The following is a 21,667-nucleotide window of genomic DNA, read 5'->3' as shown; positions in this document are numbered from 1 at the left end:
GTAAAACGTCCGCGTCCGATATTTCATCTCTAACACTCCATCTTTCCAAAAAGACTAAAGTGTTGCGACCACCCGTTGAAACCGCCGGACAAAGTGACCTTTCACTGCGCGTGTGCCAATGGCTGCTCTCGACATTCTCAACCTGACAAACAAAAGCGGCGCGGGGATGGTCCCGCCCTGCTTGGGCAGTTTCTCATACTCCGGAACATCCCCGTCTCCAGGAATAGGTGCTATGTGGTTTGAAAGGTCCAATATTACGCGGCGCGTTGTCGACTGAAAACCTTCAACTCGGTTATTGAGTAACATGATCAAGAAAAAGTCGAGTTATTGGGTTTGGGATCTTTGTTGGAGGCCAGATCGCATACACAGGCAAGGGGTGTACCAACATATCTGGGAGCAGCTTGACAAGTTTCCCATCACGCAGATGATCTTCCACAAAATGCGTCGGGGGAGAAGAAATTCCAGCCCCCAAGATTGTCAAATCCACCATGGCTTCGATGCTGTTTACAGTTATGTTTCCGAACTGATGAACAGTGAGATTGTTACCATTTTTATCTGTGAGGCTACGATTTTCCTCCATGCCCTCAAACTTGATCCAGCATAGTTTCTCTAACGCTTTGATGTTTGATACGTGATCTAAACCTTCAAGGAGCTTGGGACTGGCGACCAAGACACGCGGCATTTCCCACAATAGTTTACACTTGAGACCAGAGTCTTTTAGCTTTCCGATCCGAAGCGCCAGATCGAACTGCTCATCAATCAGATCGTTTTCTCGATTGTCATAATGAAGGTGAAGATCGACGTTTGAGTAGCCCTTGGCAAAATCGCCGATCCGTTCGGATAAGTAAGATTGGGATATGGCAGACGTCAACGCAACCTTCAGCTTCCCGCTGAGATGGGTCTCAAACCTGTTTGCTAAGTCGAGCCCGGATTGCGCAGCATTAAGCATATCCAATGCCGACCTATACAAAGCTTCGCCAGCATCAGTGGTGTTTAGGCTTCTAGTTGAACGGTACAACAGTGGAACACCGACTGTCTCTTCCAGAATGCGGACATGATAGCTCACGGCAGATGGTGTTAGCTTCAACTGTCGAGCAGCCCCTCTGAAGCTTCCCTCCCGAACGGTTTTGGCAAATACTGCAAGCGATTTCAAACGATCAATCATTGTGCAATTAAATTATACAGTGTGGTCAATATTGGCAATCTATTTACACAGTAAAAGGTAACCTATGATGCGACCAAAAGGGATGCATCTATGACTCAAGCCTATGCTATGGCGCTCTTCGCACTAACCATGTCAATATCTCCAGGACCAGTTAATCTGATTACATTATCAACTGGGGTGAACCATGGCGTCAGAAAGGCGTTCGGTTTTGTCAGCGGTGCGACCATTGGTTTCACACTGCTTCTCCTGCTCCTCGGCTTGGGGCTACAGGTCATCGCCGAGAAAATGGGTGTTTTGCTTGATATTCTTACGATACTGGGCGCTGCCTTGATCATCTATTTTGGTTACAAACTGGTTACGTCAGATGGGCAGATCGATGCCGTAGATCATGCTGCTCCCAGCTTTTGGCAGGGCGCGGCGTTGCAATGGATGAACCCAAAAGCATGGGGGGCTTGCATTGCGGCAGTGTCTGTCTTCAACTTAGAGTCTTCGAGACCAGACCTGTTCTTCTTCGTTGTTTTGTATTGCATCATTTGCTTCTTCGGCATTGGTAGCTGGGCCGTATTTGGTAGCCAAATCGAAAGATTCTTGGACACATTACGTAGGCGCATCATTTTCAACGCTGTACTCGGCATCATTCTCATTGTTTTGGCTTGTTTGCTCGTAGTGCAAAAATTCCTCATCGGGTCGTAACCGCTAGTGCCGTCGCGCCATGCCTTTGGCTGTTTGTCCTCGCAAAGACGTTAATTGAGAGCGGAAGATTTAGAGGTTCATCCGCACCAAAGCGGGCGTTCGTTGCACCTTAGAAATCCTACCCGTTTTGGGCTCATAGCCGTCATCTGACGCCTTCGATAAGTTCATATGTCCGCACCCCAGGTTTCCAAAAGGAAAGTTACTTTTGCACCTAGCCGCTTGAAAGCCAGCCAGTCACCGTTATTTGCATTGTACACAAGCAAAGCGCCCTTGCTCTTCGCTAGAAAAACAGGATCATCACCCTGACGTATAAGGAATGATATGAATGACCGCCCCGATTGATCTTTACTACTGGCCAACCCCGAATGGTTGGAAAATCTCCATTGCGCTGGCCGAAATGGACCTGCCATACAAATTGCACCTCGTGAACATAGGGGCAGGCGAACAGTTCGACCCTGAATTTCTGAAAATTGCGCCGAACAACCGGATGCCCGCGATTGTGGATCACGATGGTCCGGACGGCAAACCGATCTCTGTTTTTGAATCAGGCGCAATTTTGCAGTACCTCGCGCGGAAAACCGGCAAGTTCGGTGGCCAGACAGAACGCGAGCACGTGGCAGTTGACCAATGGCTGATGTGGCAAATGGGCGGAGTTGGCCCAATGGCCGGACAGGCGCATCACTTCCTGAAATATGCCCCCGCGATGGAGCCCCCCAACGACCTCCCCTATGCCAAAGACCGGTATCGGAATGAAGTGGCGCGACTTTATGGTGTGCTGGACCGACAGCTGGAAGGCAATGAATTTGTAGCGGGTGATTTTTTCTCAATCGCGGATATGGCGATCTGGCCCTGGGCGTCGCTTTGGGAAGGACAGCAACAAACGCTGGATGACAAGCCAAACCTGGCACGCTGGCTTGACACCGTTAGCGCACGCCCCGGTGTGATTGAGGGGCGCGCCGTTGCAGCCGAGCTGCGCTCAAACCTTCAAACGGACAAGAAAGCGCAGGACATCCTGTTTAAACGCCCGGCTTAAATGCTGGTATTGCTAGGCTGAGGGGGAAGCTTCGTCTTCTTCCTCAACCGCGTAGGTCTGAAACAGGCGGCTCTGCGTCATAAAAAACAGGAAAACGGCGGCCGTCAGACCGAAGGTCTTGAAGTTGACCCAGGCATCTGTCGACATTGTACGCCAGATTACCTCGTTCAATACAGCAAGGCCGAAAAAGAAAGTGGCCATTCGCTTGGTCAGAATCATCCAGCCTTCGTTTCGAAGCGGCATAAGCTCTTCCATCAGAAGTTTCAGATAGCTTTTCCCCCGCAACAGGCCAAAACCAAGCATCCCTGCAAACAGCAGATAGATCATTGTCGGCTTCATCTTAAAGAACCGTTCGTCATTGAACCAAATCGTGAGTCCGCCAAAAACAACAACCAGAACCAGCGTCATAAGCTGCATTCTGGAGACTTTCCCCGTCAGCCAGTACAAAAGCCATGTCGTAAATATGAAGAGCGGAACAAAGGTAGCGGTCGCCACGATGAACCCACTGTATTCGACGCCACCGATGGTAAAAACCTGCTCTTTCAACCGACCATAACCGACAAAGAATGCAATGATGGGTCCAAGCTCCAGCACGAGCTTCAGGATGGGGTTAACTTTTTTCTCGGCCATTCAGATATTCCTTAACTACCCATCTCAACTATGACTGCGCCCAGCGCAATCAAGGCCATCAGGGCCAATCTACGGGGTCCGACGGTATCTTTCAGGAAAAACCAGCCAATTAATGCCGCAAAAACCACAGAAGTTTCGCGCAAGACGGCCGCCTCGCCCACGTTATCAAGGCGCGTTGCTACCAAAATCGACCCGAAACTACCATAGGCAACGAAGGCACCGATAACACCGCGGCCAAGCAAGGGTAATACGGCGGGAGCGTTCTCCATCCGCCGCCAACGCCGAAGCGCAATTACCGGCATGACCAACCCGTCAATCATGAAAAACCACGCCAGAAAGGTGAACGGGTCCGCAGTCGCGCGGATTCCGTAGGCGTCATAGGTCGTGTAGAGGGCAACAGTAACGCCAGTGATCACAGCCATAAAAAGCGCTTTGATCAGCGTTTCACGTGCAAGAATTGTATGGGCAAGGTTATACGCCGCAAGCCCGAATATTCCGCTTACGAGAACACCAACACCAAACCACTGTGTAAAAGTAAACGTTTCACCAAAAACAAAATACGCGCCGATCACGGTGAACAGCGGCCCCATGCCACGCACGACAGGATAGACCACCGTGTAAGCCCCCAGTGAATAAGCCTGCGCTTGCGTCACCTTGTAAGCGACGTGGATAACAAAGGCCCCAAAGAAGATTGGCCACATATAGGGCTCGGGCCAGGGCACGACAAAGAACGCAATGGGGGCCGACATGATGAGATAGCTGACATCAATCGCGCCACGCGTTAACCAGGGGTCATGCCGCCCTTTTTGCAGCGCACCAAAGATGGCATGTAGCAGCGCCGCAAATATCGCGAGAAACATTGCGACTTGATGCCCGGCTTCGGTTCCTTCAAGTGAGATCAGCCAATCACTCATCCCTAAATCAGTTGCTTAACCGTCGAAACGCAAAATAGAACATCACGGCGCAACGCACTAAGGCCGCGCGAAATGATCACGCATCCAGCCCCGTCAGAGCATGTGCAAATTCTTCGGGATCAAAGGGGGCAAGATCATCGATTTGTTCGCCAACACCAATTGCATGAATAGGTAGGCCGAACTTATCCGCCAACGCAACAAGCACCCCGCCTTTCGCGGTGCCATCGAGTTTGGTCATGACAAGCCCTGAGACATCGGAAAGTTTTCTGAAAATCTCAACCTGGTTGATCGCATTCTGGCCTGTCGTTGCATCCAGTACCAGCAGCGTGTTGTGCGGCGCGCTTGGGTCTTTCTTGCGAATGACGCGAACGATTTTCGCCAGTTCTTCCATAAGGTCGGCACGGTTTTGCAAACGGCCAGCTGTGTCAATCAAAAGCAGGTCCGCACCGTCGGCTTCGGCCTTTGTCATTGCCTCGAATGCCAGTGAGGCAGGATCAGACCCTTCCGGCGCTGTCAGAACCGGCACACCGGCGCGGTCGCCCCAAATCTGTAACTGTTCAACAGCGGCAGCGCGGAACGTGTCACCCGCAGCAATGACCACATTTTTACCGGCTGCGCGAAACTGGCTGGCAAGCTTGCCAATCGTTGTGGTTTTGCCAGAGCCGTTTACACCGACAACCAGAACGACCTGCGGTCTCTTCTCGTAAATCGGCATCGGTTTCGCCACGGGTTCCATGATCCGGGTCACTTCAGCCGCAAGCAGGAGTTTGATTTCTTCGGTCGACAGTTTTTTACCGAACCGCCCTTCAGCCATGTTGGCGGTGACGCGCATCGCGGTATCAACCCCCATATCAGCGGTAATCAGCAATTCTTCGAGGCTTTCCAGCATGGCATCATCAAGCTCGCGCCGGATGACGGTTTTAGCTTCTCCACGGCCAAGCAGGCGCCCGATAAAGCCGGGTTTCTTTTCTGCAACCTTTGGCGCAGGTGCCGGAGTGGGCTGCGGCACGGGCATCGGTTCCGGTTCCGGTTCCGGTTCCGGTTCCGGTTCCGGTAGAATCTTTTCTGCGGGCGCCTCTTCGACAATCACTTCTGGCTCTGGCTCTGGCTCTGGCTCTGGCTCTGGCTCTGGCTCTGGCTCTGGCTCTGGCTCTGGCTCTGGCTCTGGCTCTGGCTCTGGAAGTCCTTCCTCAACCATCAACTGTTCGTCAAGCACCTCTTCTTCACCGCCGTCTTCAACAATTGCATCCAACCCCTCTTCGATCTTGGAAGAGGACTTGAACAAGCGGGACTTGAGTTTTTTGAAAAATGACATCTTCAGCGCCTTTTAAACCTGTTCTTTCACCTATTGTACGACAGGCCCGGATGGAAGCCCCGCGAGGTGCAGATTTTACGCGTCAGCAGCGCATCCGTCAGATTTCCTCCGGAAAATGTTTGATTGTCAGCCGGATCGGGTTAGGTGCCGCCTGCCCCAGACCACAAATCGAAGCGTCCCCCATCGCGACACAAAGCTCTTCCAGCAGGTCCTGATTCCAATGCTCAGCTTGCATCAGTTTCACGGCCTTTTCACAACCAACACGGCATGGTGTGCACTGACCACAGCTTTCATCCTCAAAGAACCGTAGCATGTTGAGAGCCGCATCACGCGCGCTGTCCTGATCGGACAGAACGACAACAGCGGCTGAGCCGATGAAGGTGCCGTGCGGCTGCAGAGTATCGAAATCAAGCGGGATGTCGTTCATCGACGCAGGCAACAGACCGGAGGATGGACCACCGGGCTGATAGGCCTTGAAGGTATGACCACCAAGCATGCCACCTGACGCTTCGATAACATCCGTAATAGTCGAGCCTGCGGCGAGCAGATGCACGCCGGGGTTTTTTACGCGACCAGAGACGGAATAGCTGCGCAGCCCTTTGCGGCCATTTTTTTCAACGCCAGACAGCACTTCAGCACCCTCACGCAAGACCCGCGTCACCCAAAGCAGCGTTTCAACATTATGAACCAGGGTAGGGCGGTTAAACACGCCGACTTGCGCCACAAAAGGTGGGCGGTGGCGTGGCATACCACGCTTGCCTTCGATGCTTTCGATCATCGCGCTTTCTTCACCGCAGATATAGGCACCAGCTCCACGGCGCAGATCAATATATCCAGAGGCAACAATGCCCGCGTGTTCCAGCGCCGTGATCTCGCGGCGCAGAATTTCAAGCACTGCCGGGTATTCATCGCGCATATAGATGAAACAGGTTTCCGCCTCGACCGCCCAGGCGGCGATCAGCATACCTTCCAGAAAAAGATGCGGGGTGCGTTCCAGATAATACCGGTCTTTGAAGGTACCGGGTTCGCCTTCGTCCCCGTTCACCGCCAGATAACGGGGCCCGTTTTCCGCCCGAACAAATGACCATTTACGCCCCGAAGGAAAGCCAGCACCACCAAGACCGCGCAAGCCAGACGCAAGCAAGCTGTCCTGCACAGCCTCTGCATCACCTGATTTGCGAAGCTCCGCCAGTTTTTCATAACCACCTTCTGCGCTGTAGGTTGCAAAGTCCTGATAGTCGGGAAGATGCGCGTGAATGTCTTTCGCGGCAATCGCTGCCTCTACTTTTTCGACGGTCGCATGATCGATATGATTGTGGCCAAGTTCCAGTACCGGAGCAGTGTCGCACCGCCCCATGCACGGCGCGCGCACAACCCGCACTTTGGATGCATCAAGCCCATCTTCCAAGGCCTTTTGCAGTTGCTCAGCGCCCGCAAGTTCGCACGAAAGAGAGTCGCAAACCCGGATCGTGAGCGCGGGTGGAGGCGTTTCCCCCTCTTTCACAACATCAAAATGGGCGTAGAAGGTTGCAACCTCGTAAACCTCGGCCTGCCCGACACGCAACTCTTCAGCCAATGCGCGAAGATGTGCCGCGGAAAGGTGGCCATATTCATCCTGAAGAAGATGCAGATATTCGATCAGCAAATCGCGGCGTCGGGGACTGTCACCAAGTAGGGCACGAACCTCTTCCCAAGCATGATCGTCAAGCTGCCGACCCTTGGGGGTTTTGCGGCCCTTGCCTTTGCCAGATTTCCATACGCCTTTACGTTCGTCCAATGCCATATCAGCCGCCTGTTCATAATCTTTCCCGACTTTAGCCCGGCACACCACCAGACCGCCATGTCAAAAACGACACTGACGCCGCCATATGCGTTCAACCTGAATTTTGGAAAGGTCGGAAAAAAGCCGGATTTTTCATTTAGACTTTACATCATGCTAGTTTGGGAAAAAAGGAAGAGCAGTATGGCCCGTCCGGTTTTAGCATTTTCAATTGCGACGTTGCTGCCTGTTCCCTTTTTAGTGACGGGGGCATTTCATGGCGGCATTTGGGTGCTTTTTGCGATCATCACGCTGACGTTCGCAACCTATTTTCTGGATCATCTGTTTGATTTTGCACTGCGCCCAAACACCACGACGTCAACCGTTCATTTTGCATTGATTCTATCTAACGCCCTGGCGATATTGCATTTCTTTTTGTTAGCAACAGCCGTGTGGACCCTTTCGTCAAATGGCGGTCTTACGGGAGCGGAAAAAGCAGGGGTCTTCCTGAGCTTTGGGTTGTACTTCGGACAAATCAGCAATTCGAACGCGCATGAGCTAATTCACCGCCCCGACCACCTGGGATTTAACCTTGGGAAATGGGTGTTTATCTCGCTTCTGTTCGGGCATCACACAACCGCGCACAGGCTGATTCACCATCGGTTTGTGGGGTCCGTCCACGACCCGAATTCCGCGCAACTAGGCGAATCATTTTATCGCTTTCTGCCGCGCGCCTGGTTTGGATCTTTTCAGGCGGGGTTCGAAATTGATCGCGAAATGCTGCGACGTTCGGGAAAATCACAATTTGCGCACCCCTACATTAGCTACATCCTTGGTGCCTTCGGTTTTCTGTTTGTTGCCGCTATGATCGGTGGTTTTGGTGGCTGTATCGCCCTACTGGCGCTTGCGTTTTACGCGCAGGTCCAGTTGATGTTGTCAGACTACGTGCAGCACTATGGATTATCGCGCGCAATGCATGAAAACGGAAAGCTTGAACCGCTTGCTGCGCATCACAGTTGGAACGCACCGCATTGGTATTCAAGCCTTATGATGCTTCATGCTCCACGACACAGCGACCACCATGAAAACCCGGCAAAACCCTTTCCGTCACTTTCATTGCCTCAGCCTCAAACCGCCCCAACGCTGCCACGCAGCATGCCGATCATGGCACTCCTTGCGCTGTTTCCGCAGTATTGGAGAAGAAAGATGGATCCATTGGTAACGCATTGGCAGGACGTCGCAAAAACAGTGAACCCCTCTACCTCAATTGGCAAGTTACCTGCGAGCTGAGATATCTTGTCTGGTCAGATTGAACGATTTTTGGCACAGTAGAGCATGGAAAAAATCGCCCTGCTCTGTCTGTTTTTAGCTACGCCGCTATCTGCGGAGACATTGATGACCCCTGAACAGTTTGACGAGTACACTGTTGGGAGAACCTTTTCATATGGTTTGAAATCAACACCTTACGGCGCAGAAGAATACCTGCCAGGGCGCCGGGTGCGCTGGTCTTTTTTGGATGGGCATTGCATTGATGGCGAGTGGTTTGTTGAGTTGGATCTGATCTGTTTTGTCTATGAAGCGGACCTTTCGCCACAATGCTGGTCTTTTTATCTGGATGACGGGCGTATGGTGGCACGGTTTGAAAACGATCCAGCCGCAACGACGCTTTACGAGCTGAATCAAAGTCAGCAATCGCTGTATTGCCTTGGGCCTGACGTTGGCGCTTAGCCGGGAAGGCAGAAGCCTCCGGCGGGGATATTTTCTGGAAAAAGAAAGAGTGCGGGGTCGATCAGAATAAGCTGCCTTGATCAGGTTTTGGTGGGGATGGCTTTGCTTTGCGCGATGGTTTGGGACTGGCCGATGGCCCGGTGGCGAGGCGACCATCCTGAAACTCGATCTCAAGCTCGGTGGCTTTTTCCGCCTCAACTTTTGACGTGACGATATGATCCTGGCTACGCACAACCGCATAGCCGCGTTTCAGAGTTTCTTTGTATCCGAGTGTCTGGTGCAAACGTTCCAACGCATCTATGCGATTCCGCCAGGTATTTGTTTGATTGAGTGCAGAGATCGACAAACGTTGGGACAGCGCTGAAAAGGCGGTCTTTTTGCGGTCAACTTCCTGTTTCAATGCCAACGGTCGCAAACGTTGAGCAGTTTTGTCATACACACGGCGCTGAGTTTTCGTGTTGCTTGATAACCCAGATGCAAGGCGCCTCGCCATTGACTTTAATCTGGTATCTTCATGGCGAATACGTTGGGCAAGTGTCGCCCCTTGAAGCGGAGCCGCGCGTTTTTCAAGCGCGAGCCGTTTGACCTGAACCGCTTTTTGCAAGGCGGGCGCAAGACGGCCCCCCGTAAAGTCGAACTTTTGCGATGCCTGATCGACCAGTGCCTGCGGGTTTGGCAAAGCACGTGCAAGATCGCGCAGGCGTTGCTGGCGTTGGTTTATGCTTTGGCTGAGCGCACGGGCTAGACGCGCCTCCTGCTCTCCGACCCAGCCCAGAAGCTCGAGCCGCACCGGGACTGCAAGCTCTGCTGCTGCTGTGGGTGTGGGTGCGCGCATGTCGGATGCGAAATCAATCAGAGTGGTGTCTGTCTCATGCCCGACGGCGGATATCAGGGGAATATCAGAGGCCGCCGCTGCGCGAGCAACGATTTCTTCGTTGAAGCCCCAGAGATCCTCGATCGAGCCACCGCCACGGGCAACAATCAGCAAATCGGGCCGTGGGATCGCGCCACCAGACATCATCGCGTTGAAACCTTCGATAGCGCGCGTGACTTCGGGCGCGCATTTCGCACCTTGCACCGCCACGGGCCAGAGCAGAACCTTGCGCGGGAAACGATCCCGCAGACGATGCAGGATATCGCGGATCACAGCACCTGAAGGCGAGGTGATTACGCCGATTACCTCGGGCAGGTAAGGCAGTTCTTTCTTTCGCCCGGGATCAAAAAGACCTTCTGCCTCAAGCGTTTTTTTGCGCTTTTCAAGCATCGCCATCAGCGCGCCCATTCCGGCGGGAGCGATATCTTCAATCACCATCTGGTATTTTGACTGCCCGCCGAAAGTCGTGAGTTTTCCTGTCGCGACAACCTCCATCCCCTCTTCCGGCTGCGTCTGCAGACGTCCGGCGACGCCTTTCCAGATAACGGCAGAAAGAACCGAGCGGTCATCCTTAAGGTCCAGATAGACATGGCCCGAGCGCGGCATCGAGACCCGACCAATTTCGCCCCTGACCCTGACGCGGGAAAACGAACTTTCTATGGTACGTTTCACGGCGCCCGAAATTTCGGTCACGGTGAATTCCGGGGCGTTCAGGCCTTCGGCCGGGTCATCAATCAGGTCAGACATCTCTGCTCGCTTGTCATGTGCTCGCCTGCACCTTAGAACGCCGCCAAGCGAAGGCCAAGGAGTGTGGGCAATGAACATCCTGATTTTAGGTGGCGGCGGGCGGGAACATGCGCTTGCCTGGGCAATCAAGCAGAACCCAAAGTGTGACCGGCTGATCGTCGCCCCCGGCAATGCGGGGATCGCGGAAATCGCGGAATGTGCCAGCCTCGACATTATGGATGGGGCTGCTGTTGCCGTCTTTGCAGAAGAAAACACAGTGGATTTTGTGGTCGTTGGCCCGGAAGCGCCGCTTGCCGAGGGTGTGGCAGATGCTGTTCGCGCAGCCGGGATTTTGTGCTTTGGGCCGTCTGTTGAGGCCGCAAAGCTGGAAGCGTCAAAATCCTTCACCAAAGAGATCTGCGATGCGGCTAAAGCACCAACTGCCGCTTACGCACGGTTCACCGACGCCGAAGCAGCAAAGGCTTACATTCACAAAGAAGGCGCGCCGATTGTTGTAAAGGCCGACGGATTGGCAGCAGGTAAAGGCGTGATCGTCGCGATGGAAGAAGCTAACGCACTTGACGCGATTGACGACATGTTTGGCGGTGAGTTTGGCGAAGCGGGTGCCGAGGTTGTGATCGAAGAATTTATGGATGGAGAAGAAGCATCTTTCTTCGTTCTGTGTGACGGTAAAACTGCCCTTCCGATTGGCACAGCGCAAGATCACAAGCGCGCTTATGATGGCGACGAAGGGCCAAACACTGGCGGTATGGGGGCCTATTCCCCTGCCCCCGTGATGAATGATGCGGTTGTGGCCAAGGCCATGGACGAAATCATCCTTCCCTCAATTGCCGAAATGACGCGACGCGGCACACCCTTTCAGGGAATTCTGTTTGCGGGCCTGATGATCAAAGACGGCCAACCCCGACTGGTGGAATACAACGTGCGTTTCGGTGACCCTGAATGTCAGGTGCTGATGATGCGTTTGGGGGCACAGATGCTTGATCTGCTTCTTGCCTGCGCCGAGGGGCGATTGAACGAAGCGCGCGTTAACTGGGCAGACGATCATGCGTTGAGCGTCGTGATGGCCGCCAAGGGATACCCCGGCGCTTACGAAAAGGGCAGCGTCATAAGTGGATTGGGCTGTTTGCCTGAAACAAGTTCCGAGATGGTATTTCATGCCGGAACATCCGAGAGAGATGGCAAAACCGTTGCAACCGGTGGTCGGGTGTTAAACGTGACGGCGCGCGGTGCAAGCCTTTCGGAAGCGCGCGACCGCGCCTATGCGATGGTTGAGCAGATTAATTGGCCCGAAGGGTTTTGCCGGTCAGATATTGGCTGGCGTGGGCTTTAAAATCGCGGACAAAAACGCTAGATCATAACTTCAAATAAGACGCACCAACGTGCAACCATATATGGCTTAAGCTGAGGTAGGTTTGGGGTATTCTATTTGGAACAGACCGCGGCGTTTTCGAAAGATGTTGGGCCCGAAAAATCTGCAACAGGCACGGATACATAGGCACCATTCCTGAAGGACGTTGCCATAACCTTTGTCCAATTTGCATTGGCGGTCACCAGAACTGGCTCATCCGGACAGGAGGCCACACCACCAGAAATTTCGCGCTGGCCGATTTGATGGTTTGTTAAGCCTGATATTTCGGCAACCTGTTCCAGTTTGCCGTCCCTGAAACGCCAGATCTTTAGAAGTTTCGCAAGATGTGGACGATCAACATAAGCGATCTCCACATAGCCATCCCCATCCAGATCAGCGGCACCGACCGGGGCCAGCCACCGATTAGGGCGGCCTATGTGCCGAGTTTCCGCAACCTTGCCGGTTTCGTCGTAAATCGCGAGCGAAGCACCGCGCGCCACATCGGTTTCAACGACGATCACCTCTGGTGTGCCATCATTGTCGACGTCGGCAAGACGGGGGGCTGTATCTTCAAACACATGAGTATCTGGAAGCCGAATAATGACCCGCTGGCCATCCGCCAGTCGCAATCTTAGCGCGCCATGTTCAATCGCGTCCCCAAGGATGCCATGACCATAGCGTGTCGTAGGTTCGGCATAGCGCGCAGAAATAATCTCTGCCGCGCTGACTTGTGCGGCGCATAATACGGACAGACCTAAAAGCCCCGCCCGCAGCATATCAGATTTGCTTTTCAGGCATTTGAACGATCAGCCCGTCAAGCGCATCAGTAACCTTGATCTGACAGGTCAAACGCGACCGGTCGGCATCAGGCTCATAGGCGAAATCAAGCATGTCTTCTTCCATCGCATCTTTTACTGGCAGCTTTTCTGCCCAGTCCGGGTGGATGTAAACATGGCAGGTTGAGCAGGCGCAGGCTCCGCCACAATCGGCTTCGATGCCGGGAATGTTATTGTCGCGCGCGCCTTCCATCACAGTCAGCCCGTTTGCGACTTCGACAACATGTTCAACGCCGCCAAATTCGATATAGGTGATTTTTGCCATTCGCTTCATTTCCCTAGAGCAGATTTTTCTCCAGACCCCCTTTAGCGGCGCAACGCTTTCTATGCCAGACTCTTTTGCATTCTGTGTTCAAATTAACGTCGGTTCCGGGCGGGGTGGTTGCCAATTTTCTTTTGTCCGATGACAAAACGGGCTATTGTCCGGCAACTTGCGTCATCAGAGAGCGCTTAGAGCAGTGATCAGAAAAAATACACCATTGGTCCTTGTGACCCTGATGTTGTCCGCTTGTCAGGCGGCTACGATGACAGGTTCGCTTGCACAAAGGGGCAGTAACGTCGCCTACACACCCGCAGCGGCACCCGAGGGCGCACCAAGCGGTAGTTGTTGGGGGATCGACGAAAGCCCAGCAGTCCTGGAAACGGTCACGGAACAAATCCTGGTTCAGTCGGAAATTCGGGCAGAGGACGGCAGCGTGACCAGCCCGGCAATCTATTCAACACAAACCCACCAGAAAATCGTGCAACCACGTCAGGAATTAAGGTTTCAAACGCCCTGCGCAAACCAGCTAGACCATGAATTCCTGTCTTCGCTGCAACGCGCTTTGATCGTGCGGGGGTTTTATCGTGGCCCGATCAGCGGTGTGCTTGACGCGCGTACGCGCACCGCGATCCGTGCCTATCAAGCACCACAGGGCCGTGACAGCAGTATTATCGCACTTGATACCGCACGCCAACTGGGCCTGATTGCGTATGATCTGAGGGCTGAATAGAAATTGTCAAAGTTTCTTGGTGAAGTGAAAGCGTCGGATACCGCCGCCCAATGTCTTGTTGCTGGCAGTATCCGCTATTTCTTCGCGCACCAATTGATAGCCGCATTTTTGGTAAAACCTGAGCGCATCGCCCTGTAACTCCGATGTACTCAGGTCCATGTTTGGCCGGTCACGCCGTCGGCATTCATCTTCCGCGAAACTCAGCATTTTTTGCGCTATCCCCAGGCGCCGGGCTTGCGGATCAACGTACATGCGGCGCAATTCCATTGCCTCTGATGACGACGGTTCAAGACCAAACATACCGACGATAGTTTCACCATTCACCGCCACCCAGAAACCACCCTCTATTCGGGCATAGTAGTCACTTATCCGATCAATTTCTTCGGCCAGGGAGCGGGTAATGTAACCTTCAAACGCTTCTTTTTGTTGAGGTGGTGCGAGCAGGCGGTTGACCTTGATGAACAGATCTCGGACCTGCCCGGCATCATTGTCTTCAAAAGGGCGAATTTTGATCTGCCTGTTCTTCGGGTGTGAACTCATATTCTCGAATTCCTTAGATGCTTACTCAGAATTCCTTGAGTAGAAGCCCTCTATGAAAAAGGGCCCTCGAAGGAGCCCCTTATATATTTGCTGTCGAGGTTAACGTCAGCTAAGCGGCAGAGCCACAAACCTTGGCTCTCCCTCGCGACGTACCAGAAGCAGAATCGATTTGCGTCCGGCGTCGCGCGCATCGTTGATCCGCTCTTCCAGATCTGCAATTAAGCGCACTTGCCGCTGACCGGCCTCGGTGATCACGTCACCACTGCGCAGACCTTTCCCAAAGGCAGCAGAATCTTCGGCGACATTGGTTATCACAAGGCCTTGGGTAGCCTTCTCAAGGCCAAGCTGTTCACGCAATTCGTCCGTCATCTCAGACAGGCTCAGACCAAGAAGGTCGCGGTTCGCTGGTACTTTCTCAGGAGTGGCTGACGCCGGCTCTGCACCTTCTGCGGTTTCACGGCGGCCCAAAGTCACAAGCAGGGTTTGCGTTCCACCCTCGCGGAATACGACGACCCGAACAGCTTTGCCAACTGCGGTATTGCCAACCTGACGCACCAGATCACGGGTATCTGAGACTTCATGACCATCAAAAGACATGATCACATCGCCCGATTCCATACCCGCTTCTTCGGCAGGGCCCGTTGGAACATCGGTAACCAGCGCTCCTGCGGCTGTCTCAAGTCCCAGTGCTTCTGCCACATCTTCCGTCACATCCTGAATACGAACGCCAAGCCATCCACGGCGCGTTTCACCAAATTCCTGCAACTGGTTCACGACCCGGCTTACAACAGCTGATGACATCGCAAAACCGATCCCGATGGACCCACCATTCGGTGACAAGATCGCGGTGTTCACGCCGACAACTTCGCCTTCCATGTTGAACAATGGACCACCTGAGTTACCCCGGTTAATCGCGGCGTCTGTCTGAAGATAATCGTCATAGGTACCCGAAAGCGCCCGGTTGCGGGCAGAAACGATTCCAGCAGAGACGGAGAATCCCTGACCAAGCGGGTTACCCATCGCCATAACCCAATCGCCAACACGCATGATGTCGCTATCACCGAAGGATACGAAATCCAGCGGTTCGTCGCTTTCAACTTTCAAAAGTGCGATGTCGGTATTTGCATCGGTCCCAATGACAGTCGCGGGCAGTTCTCCACCCGAAAAAAACTCGATCAGAATTTCGTCTGCACCTTCGATGACATGGTTATTGGTGACGATGAAACCATCCTCGGAAATAACGAAACCAGACCCCAATGCCTGACTGCGGCGTGGGGGTCGCTCACCTTGCTGATTGTTGCGCCGGTTGAAGTCACGAAAGAACTCTTCAAACGGAGAGCCTTCCGGAACAATTGGCCCCAAATTTGGTCCGGTCCGGGACGCGACGACTGTCGTCGTCGTAATATTCACTACAGCGGGGCTGATTTGCTCGGCCAGATCGGCAAAGCTCTCGGGTGCGCCGCGGGCAGCTGCAGAAAGCGTTTGCGCTATGACTAACGCAAATCCCATCACAAGCATCCAAAAGGCCCGTACCGGCGCGATGTTGCGTACGGAAAGGGGAATAGCCTGAGGTTTCACAGTGAACTCCTTTTGTATTGGCTCAACGATAACCGGATTTTCCGGCTCCAGTTTTATTATATCTTGGTCTTATTGGTGCAACTTCAACTCTGTCAGAGCATTAACTGCATCTTAAAACATAAAATGCGCGTGAGCATGGCAGTATATCGCCCATATTCTCAAGCAAAAGCCGACTTCGCAAGCCAGATTGCCAATGTTCCTGCTGCAACGGCGATCAGGCCAATTAGACGGCGTGTCTCGACCGGCATATCACGTAACGCTGCAAGCATATCCTCAACACGCGAAGGGGCCAGTGCAAGCACCAGCCCCTCAGCAGCTAAAACAAGTCCAATTGCCAGAAAAATCGTTTTGATCACTCTGGCCTCTTTACTCTGGCGTTGCGGATTTCAGGTAGCCAAAGAACTCGCTCTCAGGCGACAGAACAAGCATCGTGTTGCTTCCCTGTAGCGCAGCACGATATGCCCCAAGTGAGCGATAGAATTCGAAGAATTCAGGGTTCGCGCCGAAAGCCTCGGCGAAAATTGCGTTTCGGCGTGCGTCCGCCTCACCACGGATAATTTCGGACTGGCGCTTTGCATCCGAGACCAGTTCAACCACGGTACGATCAGAAAGCGCACGAATTCGCTGCGCCGCCTCGTTACCGCGTGCCCGTTCATCCGTTGCCTCACGTTCCCGTTCGGCCCGCATCCTTGCAAATGTTGCCTCAAGGTTTTCGCGCGGAAGGTCGGTGCGTTTCAAACGTACGTCGATCACATCCAGGCCCAGTGCGCGCGCATCTGTAATTGCAGCATTGCGAATGCGTAACATCAACGCAGCCCGGTCTGACGACAAGATGTCATTGGATGTTACAGAACCAAGAATTTCCCGTGTTTTTGATCGTAAAATTGAATCGAGACGCGTTTCTGCAGCCGGGATGCCGCCAACGCCAACAGCCTGCCGGAACTGATTGACATCAACGATCCGGTAGCGGGCAAACGCATCAACAACAAGCCGCCGGTCATCTTTTGGCGTCACTTCCAGCGGGTCGATATCCCGGCTCAGGATACGATCGTCATAGGTGACAACTTCCTGAATCAGAGGAATCTTAAAGGAAAGCCCTGGATCCTCTTTGACAGCAACCACGCGACCAAACTGAAGTACGAGAGCCGTTTCACGTTCGTCTACGATAAAGACCGATGATAGCAAACCCGCAACGACGACGACGATAGCAGGTAGGATTAAGGTAGATTTCCGCATCAGTTATTTCCCCCACTACGGCGTAATTCATTCAGCGGCAGGTAAGGCACAACACCCTGACCGCCCTCACCAAATGAATCTCCGTCAATTATCATTTTGTCGACATTGCCCAGCACCTCTTCCATCGTTTCGATGTAAAGACGACGGCGCGTCACTTCGGGCGCTTTTAGATACTCGCCCAAAACAGCACTAAAGCGGCTGGCTTCACCTTCGGCCTCGTTCACCACGCGGGCGCGGTAACCTTCGGCTTGCTCAAGAACCTGCGCTGCTTCACCACGGGCACCCGCAAGCACCTGGTTGGCATAGGCGTCAGCTTGCTTTTGCAGACGGTCACGTTCCTGTTCCGCAGCCTGAACATCGCGGAAAGATGCAATCACCGTTTCAGGTGGGTCAGCACGGTCAAAGTTGACCCGTACGATTGTCACACCACTGCTGTAGCTATCAAGCGTCAGCTGAATAAGTTCAAGCAGCCGGGTCGCGATCGATTCACGATCCCGGTTCAAAATCGGCGCGAGCTCTGATTGCGCAACGATTTCGCGCATGGCCGATTCAGACACAGCGCGAATTGTTAGTACTGGTTCAGCCAAATTAAACAGGAACTTAGCAGGATCATTGATGTTCCAGACCACCTGAAAATCAATATCAACGATGTTTTCGTCGCCGGTCAGCATAAGTCCGGCATCAGAACCACGGGCACCGACACCAATGTCTTCCGTCTGCTCGCGCGTTACTGGAATGACTTCTGCTGACACAACCGGCCAGGGTGCGAAGTTGAGGCCCGGATTGCCAATTTCCAAGAATTCGCCAAGAAACAGTTCAACTGACTTTTCTTCCGGCTTCACCGAGTAAAAGGATGCAAAGGCCCAGAGCCCAATCAGGGCAAGAAAACCCAGCCCAAAAGTTCCGCGGGTGAACTTGGGTCCACCGCTGTCACCTTTGTTACCCCGGCCACCGCCGCCACGCCCGCCCATAAGGACGCGTAGCTGCTCCTGGCCTTTCTTTACAAGTTCATCGATTTCCGGAATCTGAGGGCCTTCGCCACCGGGTTTGCGACCGCCGCCGCGGTTGTCGTCATCACCGCCGCCTGATCCTCCGCCGCCCCACGGGCCGCCATTATTTCCTGACATTCGGGTATGTTCCCCTTTTTTTTGGTCAATTACTTATTGTTCTACGTGGTTATCTCTACGCTATTTTCAAGTTTCGCGCACGGGTGTCTTTAAGGTTACTAATTCTTCGGACATCGTCGGGTGAACGGCTACCGTACGGTCAAAATCTTCTTTGGTTGCACCCATCTTTACGGCTATGCCTGCCAACTGGATCAATTCGCCAGCGTGATCTGCGACGATATGACAGCCCAACACCCGCCGGTCCGTTTTAGATACGATAAGTTTCATCATCACCCGGTTTTCACGCCCGGCAAAGCTGGAGTGCATCGGCTTGAACGCTGTTGAGTACACTTCTATCGGGCCCTGTTCAACTGCTTCTTCTTCTGTCAGGCCAATCGTTCCAAATTCAGGCTGGGTAAAAACGGCGGATGGGACAAGATCATGGTCCGGTGCCGTCGGGTTACCTTTGAATACTGTCTCAACGAAAGCAACACCTTCACGAATGGCGACAGGTGTCAGGTTGATCCGGTTTGTCACGTCGCCGACTGCGTAAATCGATGGTACCGCAGTTTGCGAATATTCATCGACAATAATTTCGCCTTTGCGGCCCAGCGCAACGCCGGCGTTTTCGAGGCCAAGGTTTGACGTATTCGGCACCCTGCCCGTTGCATACATCACATGATCATAGACCGCTTCGTCGCCATTTGTACCAACGACTTTCAGGCCATCTTCGACCTTTTCAACCGAAATAACATCTGTTCCAACATGGAGGTTTATTCCATTCGCGCGCATTTCATCTGAAATATGACCGCGTGCTTCGCCATCAAAGCCGCGTAAAATCTGCTCGCCGCGGTAATACTGGGTAACGTCAACACCCAAACCATTCAAAATGCAGGCGAACTCACAGGCGATAAAACCGCCGCCCACGATCAGAACAGATTTAGGAAGCTCATTGAGCAGGAATATCTCATTCGACGTAATCGTATGTTCTGCCCCCGGAATATTTGGCACAAACGGGTGGCCACCTGTCGCAACAAGGATGTGTTTTGTTGAAAATCGTTCGCCGGTAGACAGTTCAATCGTATGCGCATCCACGACAGTTGCGCGCGCGTCATAGGCTGTGACTCCGTTTGTCTTCAGAACATTGCGGTAAACACCTTCCAGCCGATCAAGTTCTGCCCGAAGTTTTGGACGGAACACTTGCCAGTCAAAGCTTCCTGCCTCGGCGTCAGCCCAGCCATAGGAACGGGCGTCTTCAATTGTTTCACCATAGGTGGACGCAAAAACCATCAGCTTTTTCGGAACACACCCACGGATCACACAAGTTCCGCCCATACGGTATTCTTCGGCCAAGCCCACTTTAGCACCAGTGTCGCCTGCTGCCAGACGTGCTGCCCGCACTCCACCAGAACCACCGCCAATTACAAATAAATCATAGTCAAAAGTCATGAAGCACCCTTCGGATTAAAGATCAGAGAAGAGGTTCGCGCTTTCAACAAAGTCTATCTTGTCCTCTTCGACAGTCCCCGCATTTATGTCATGTACTTCGACTTTTCCACTCCCATAACCGATCACAACTGCGTCACAAATATCAATGAACAACCCATTTTCTACCACACCTGGTATCTGGTTGATCACCAGTGACATCTGGCGCGGGTTTGCGATCCGGTGAAGATGAAGGTCAAGAATATAGTTCCCTTCATCCGTCACAAAGGCAGCATCACCATTCATCCGCAATGTCGTAGTGCGGCCAAGAACATCAAGACCGATCAGCGTTTCCTCAACCAATGCCTTGGTTGTCTGCCAGCCAAAAGGAATGATTTCTATTGGCAGCGGAAAGGCACCAAGTGTTTCAACTTTTTTGGAAATATCAGCTATGACAACCATCTGATCGCTGGCGGTTGCCACTATTTTTTCCTGCAACAATGCGCCGCCACCGCCTTTGATAAGGTTGAGGTTGCCATCGTATTCATCAGCCCCGTCAATTGTCACGTCGAGCCAGCGGGCCTCGTCAAGCGAAGTGACATTGATCCCTACCTGGCGTGCCAGATCGGCAGTGCGGCTTGAGGTCGGTACGCCGACAATATTCAACCCGTCATCCCGTACCAATTCACCCAGACAACGCACCATCCACGCAGCCGTTGACCCTGTTCCCAAACCAACGCGCATCCCGTCTTCGACGTAGTCGCAGGCACGCTTGGCGGCAACAAATTTTGCCTTGTCGATTGGTGACAATTCTCCGGTCATGGCAGCGACTCCTTAAAATGCTTATCGCCTTATACGAAATGTCACGCCGGGCTGCGAGGGGGGAAATGACGCTCTTGTGACTGATCTCTGACGGTGCACACACCAAATATACAAAATTCGCAATTCTATGGCGCAAATATCGTCGGTCTGGTCGTTCGGTGTCGCTTTCTGGCGCGCCGAAAACCCCAAAATCGTATCACTTGCCCAAAACGGAGTCGCCCCATGTACAAGCTGCACTATGCACCTGACAACGCATCGCTCATCGTGCGCCTCGTGCTTGAGGAGCTTGCCGTGCCTTACGACTGCGTTCTGGTTGATCGCTCCAAAAATGAGCAACGCAGTCCCGCGTATCTGGCGTTAAATCCTCAAGGCCTGATCCCTGTGCTGGAAACGCCCCAGGGGCCAATGTTTGAGACAGGAGCAATTTTGCTTTGGCTATCGGAAACGCATGGATACATGGCACCTCCCCCAAGGCACCCTGAACGCGCAATGTTTTTAAAATGGCTTTTCTTTTTATCAAACGCCGTTCACACCGACCTGCGGCAAATGTTTTATACGGAAAAATATGTCGGATCCGAACCGATTGCGATTTCCGGCTACCGTGAACTGGTTAAGGAACGGCTTAGAAAAAACCTCTCTGCTTTTGACGGCCTTGTCGGCACCGCACCGGCGTGGCTTGGGGCTTCTGAACCATCTGTTCTCGATTACTATCTTGCTGCATGTCTGCGTTGGTTGGTGCTATACCCAATAGATGACCCAAGTTGGTTTAACCTTTCAGAAACACCAAACTTGTTGACACTGGCACGAAACCTTGAAATCCGGCCTGCGGTTATTTCTGCTGCCGAGGCCGAAGGATTAGGCCTTACACCCTTTTCCAACCCCACCTACGCCTGCCCCTCTGAAGGCGGCGCCACCTGAAAGAC

The 21,667-nt window shown here is 53.1% G+C and carries 22 protein-coding genes; 7 read left to right on the top strand and 15 right to left on the bottom strand.

What is annotated here, in order from left to right:
* Positions 1 to 292: 292 nt before the first annotated feature.
* Positions 293 to 1,165, bottom strand: a complete 873-nt coding sequence (locus tag MWU63_RS14095; protein WP_213890629.1) for a LysR family transcriptional regulator — start codon at positions 1,163 to 1,165, stop codon at positions 293 to 295.
* Positions 1,166 to 1,255: 90 nt separating this feature from the next.
* Here MWU63_RS14095 and MWU63_RS14090 point away from each other — a divergent pair, with 90 nt between their 5' ends.
* Positions 1,256 to 1,858, top strand: a complete 603-nt coding sequence (locus MWU63_RS14090; protein ID WP_247078412.1) for a LysE family translocator — start codon at positions 1,256 to 1,258, stop codon at positions 1,856 to 1,858.
* Positions 1,859 to 2,183: 325 nt separating this feature from the next.
* Positions 2,184 to 2,891 (top strand): glutathione S-transferase N-terminal domain-containing protein, encoded by a 708-nt coding sequence (locus MWU63_RS14085; RefSeq protein ID WP_213890627.1) that lies wholly within the window; start codon positions 2,184 to 2,186, stop codon positions 2,889 to 2,891.
* A gap of 12 nt (positions 2,892 to 2,903) precedes the next feature.
* On the opposite strand, the gene MWU63_RS14080 is transcribed toward MWU63_RS14085, so the two are convergent.
* The 4 genes from MWU63_RS14080 to MWU63_RS14065 all read right to left on the bottom strand — a co-directional run bounded on the left by MWU63_RS14080 (position 2,904) and on the right by MWU63_RS14065 (position 7,533).
* Positions 2,904 to 3,521 carry an inner membrane-spanning protein YciB gene (locus MWU63_RS14080; protein ID WP_247078410.1) on the bottom strand — a complete coding sequence of 206 codons (618 nt, stop codon included), beginning with the start codon at positions 3,519 to 3,521 and terminating at the stop codon, positions 2,904 to 2,906.
* A gap of 11 nt (positions 3,522 to 3,532) precedes the next feature.
* Complete coding sequence (locus MWU63_RS14075; protein WP_213890625.1) at positions 3,533 to 4,435, bottom strand: EamA family transporter; 903 nt, start codon at positions 4,433 to 4,435, stop codon at positions 3,533 to 3,535.
* 76 nt (positions 4,436 to 4,511) lie between these two features.
* Positions 4,512 to 5,750: a signal recognition particle-docking protein FtsY gene (ftsY, locus tag MWU63_RS14070; protein WP_247078408.1), complete on the bottom strand. Its 1,239-nt coding sequence runs from the start codon at positions 5,748 to 5,750 to the stop codon at positions 4,512 to 4,514.
* Positions 5,751 to 5,847: 97 nt separating this feature from the next.
* Positions 5,848 to 7,533 carry an NAD(P)H-dependent oxidoreductase subunit E gene (locus MWU63_RS14065; protein ID WP_213890623.1) on the bottom strand — a complete coding sequence of 562 codons (1,686 nt, stop codon included), beginning with the start codon at positions 7,531 to 7,533 and terminating at the stop codon, positions 5,848 to 5,850.
* A 180-nt stretch (positions 7,534 to 7,713) separates the two neighbouring features.
* On the opposite strand from MWU63_RS14065, the gene MWU63_RS14060 reads away from it, so the two are divergent.
* Both MWU63_RS14060 and MWU63_RS14055 read left to right on the top strand, forming a co-directional pair.
* On the top strand, positions 7,714 to 8,799 hold the full coding sequence (locus MWU63_RS14060) for an alkane 1-monooxygenase (protein ID WP_213890622.1): 1,086 nt from the start codon (positions 7,714 to 7,716) through the stop codon (positions 8,797 to 8,799).
* Positions 8,800 to 8,904: 105 nt separating this feature from the next.
* Positions 8,905 to 9,237 (top strand): hypothetical protein, encoded by a 333-nt coding sequence (locus MWU63_RS14055; protein WP_246531795.1) that lies wholly within the window; start codon positions 8,905 to 8,907, stop codon positions 9,235 to 9,237.
* Positions 9,238 to 9,298: 61 nt separating this feature from the next.
* Here MWU63_RS14055 and xseA read toward each other — a convergent pair whose 3' ends face one another.
* The gene (xseA, locus tag MWU63_RS14050) at positions 9,299 to 10,858 is read right to left on the bottom strand and encodes an exodeoxyribonuclease VII large subunit (RefSeq protein WP_213890620.1); all 1,560 of its coding nucleotides are present in this window, start codon (positions 10,856 to 10,858) and stop codon (positions 9,299 to 9,301) included.
* 70 nt (positions 10,859 to 10,928) lie between these two features.
* Here xseA and purD point away from each other — a divergent pair, with 70 nt between their 5' ends.
* Positions 10,929 to 12,191, top strand: a complete 1,263-nt coding sequence (gene purD / locus MWU63_RS14045) for a phosphoribosylamine--glycine ligase (protein ID WP_247078399.1) — start codon at positions 10,929 to 10,931, stop codon at positions 12,189 to 12,191.
* 92 nt (positions 12,192 to 12,283) lie between these two features.
* Here purD and MWU63_RS14040 read toward each other — a convergent pair whose 3' ends face one another.
* Both MWU63_RS14040 and MWU63_RS14035 read right to left on the bottom strand, forming a co-directional pair.
* A complete protein-coding gene (locus tag MWU63_RS14040) occupies positions 12,284 to 12,985 on the bottom strand; it encodes a VCBS repeat-containing protein (RefSeq protein ID WP_247078397.1) in 702 nt (233 codons plus the stop codon).
* Position 12,986: 1 nt separating this feature from the next.
* Entirely contained in the window at positions 12,987 to 13,310 is a 324-nt protein-coding gene (locus tag MWU63_RS14035) for a 2Fe-2S iron-sulfur cluster-binding protein (protein WP_213890617.1), read from the bottom strand.
* A 259-nt stretch (positions 13,311 to 13,569) separates the two neighbouring features.
* Here MWU63_RS14035 and MWU63_RS14030 point away from each other — a divergent pair, with 259 nt between their 5' ends.
* The gene (locus MWU63_RS14030; RefSeq protein ID WP_213890616.1) at positions 13,570 to 14,037 is read left to right on the top strand and encodes a peptidoglycan-binding protein; all 468 of its coding nucleotides are present in this window, start codon (positions 13,570 to 13,572) and stop codon (positions 14,035 to 14,037) included.
* A 6-nt stretch (positions 14,038 to 14,043) separates the two neighbouring features.
* Here the strand turns inward: MWU63_RS14030 and MWU63_RS14025 are convergent, their stop codons facing one another.
* From MWU63_RS14025 to rpiA, 7 genes are all read right to left on the bottom strand, one after another.
* Entirely contained in the window at positions 14,044 to 14,577 is a 534-nt protein-coding gene (locus MWU63_RS14025; protein WP_213890615.1) for a GNAT family N-acetyltransferase, read from the bottom strand.
* Between the two features lie 105 nt (positions 14,578 to 14,682).
* A complete protein-coding gene (locus tag MWU63_RS14020) occupies positions 14,683 to 16,095 on the bottom strand; it encodes a Do family serine endopeptidase (protein WP_213890639.1) in 1,413 nt (470 codons plus the stop codon).
* 218 nt (positions 16,096 to 16,313) lie between these two features.
* Positions 16,314 to 16,508, bottom strand: a complete 195-nt coding sequence (locus MWU63_RS14015; RefSeq protein WP_213890638.1) for a DUF2065 domain-containing protein — start codon at positions 16,506 to 16,508, stop codon at positions 16,314 to 16,316.
* Positions 16,509 to 16,521: 13 nt separating this feature from the next.
* On the bottom strand, positions 16,522 to 17,391 hold the full coding sequence (locus MWU63_RS14010) for a protease modulator HflC (protein WP_213890614.1): 870 nt from the start codon (positions 17,389 to 17,391) through the stop codon (positions 16,522 to 16,524).
* Complete coding sequence (hflK, locus tag MWU63_RS14005; protein WP_213890613.1) at positions 17,391 to 18,518, bottom strand: FtsH protease activity modulator HflK; 1,128 nt, start codon at positions 18,516 to 18,518, stop codon at positions 17,391 to 17,393. Before hflK ends, MWU63_RS14010 begins: the two co-directional genes overlap by 1 nt.
* Positions 18,519 to 18,584: 66 nt before the next feature.
* The gene (gene gor, locus MWU63_RS14000; protein WP_213890612.1) at positions 18,585 to 19,946 is read right to left on the bottom strand and encodes a glutathione-disulfide reductase; all 1,362 of its coding nucleotides are present in this window, start codon (positions 19,944 to 19,946) and stop codon (positions 18,585 to 18,587) included.
* Between the two features lie 15 nt (positions 19,947 to 19,961).
* On the bottom strand, positions 19,962 to 20,744 hold the full coding sequence (gene rpiA / locus MWU63_RS13995; RefSeq protein ID WP_213890611.1) for a ribose-5-phosphate isomerase RpiA: 783 nt from the start codon (positions 20,742 to 20,744) through the stop codon (positions 19,962 to 19,964).
* Between the two features lie 222 nt (positions 20,745 to 20,966).
* Here rpiA and MWU63_RS13990 point away from each other — a divergent pair, with 222 nt between their 5' ends.
* Positions 20,967 to 21,662, top strand: a complete 696-nt coding sequence (locus MWU63_RS13990; protein ID WP_213890610.1) for a glutathione S-transferase family protein — start codon at positions 20,967 to 20,969, stop codon at positions 21,660 to 21,662.
* The last annotated feature ends 5 nt before the right edge of the window (positions 21,663 to 21,667 follow it).

Origin of the sequence: Pseudohalocynthiibacter sp. F2068 (genome assembly GCF_023015645.1) — a bacterium.
Lineage (GTDB): Bacteria > Pseudomonadota > Alphaproteobacteria > Rhodobacterales > Rhodobacteraceae > Pseudohalocynthiibacter > Pseudohalocynthiibacter aestuariivivens.
This window is presented reverse-complemented; position numbering and strand designations above follow the sequence as displayed.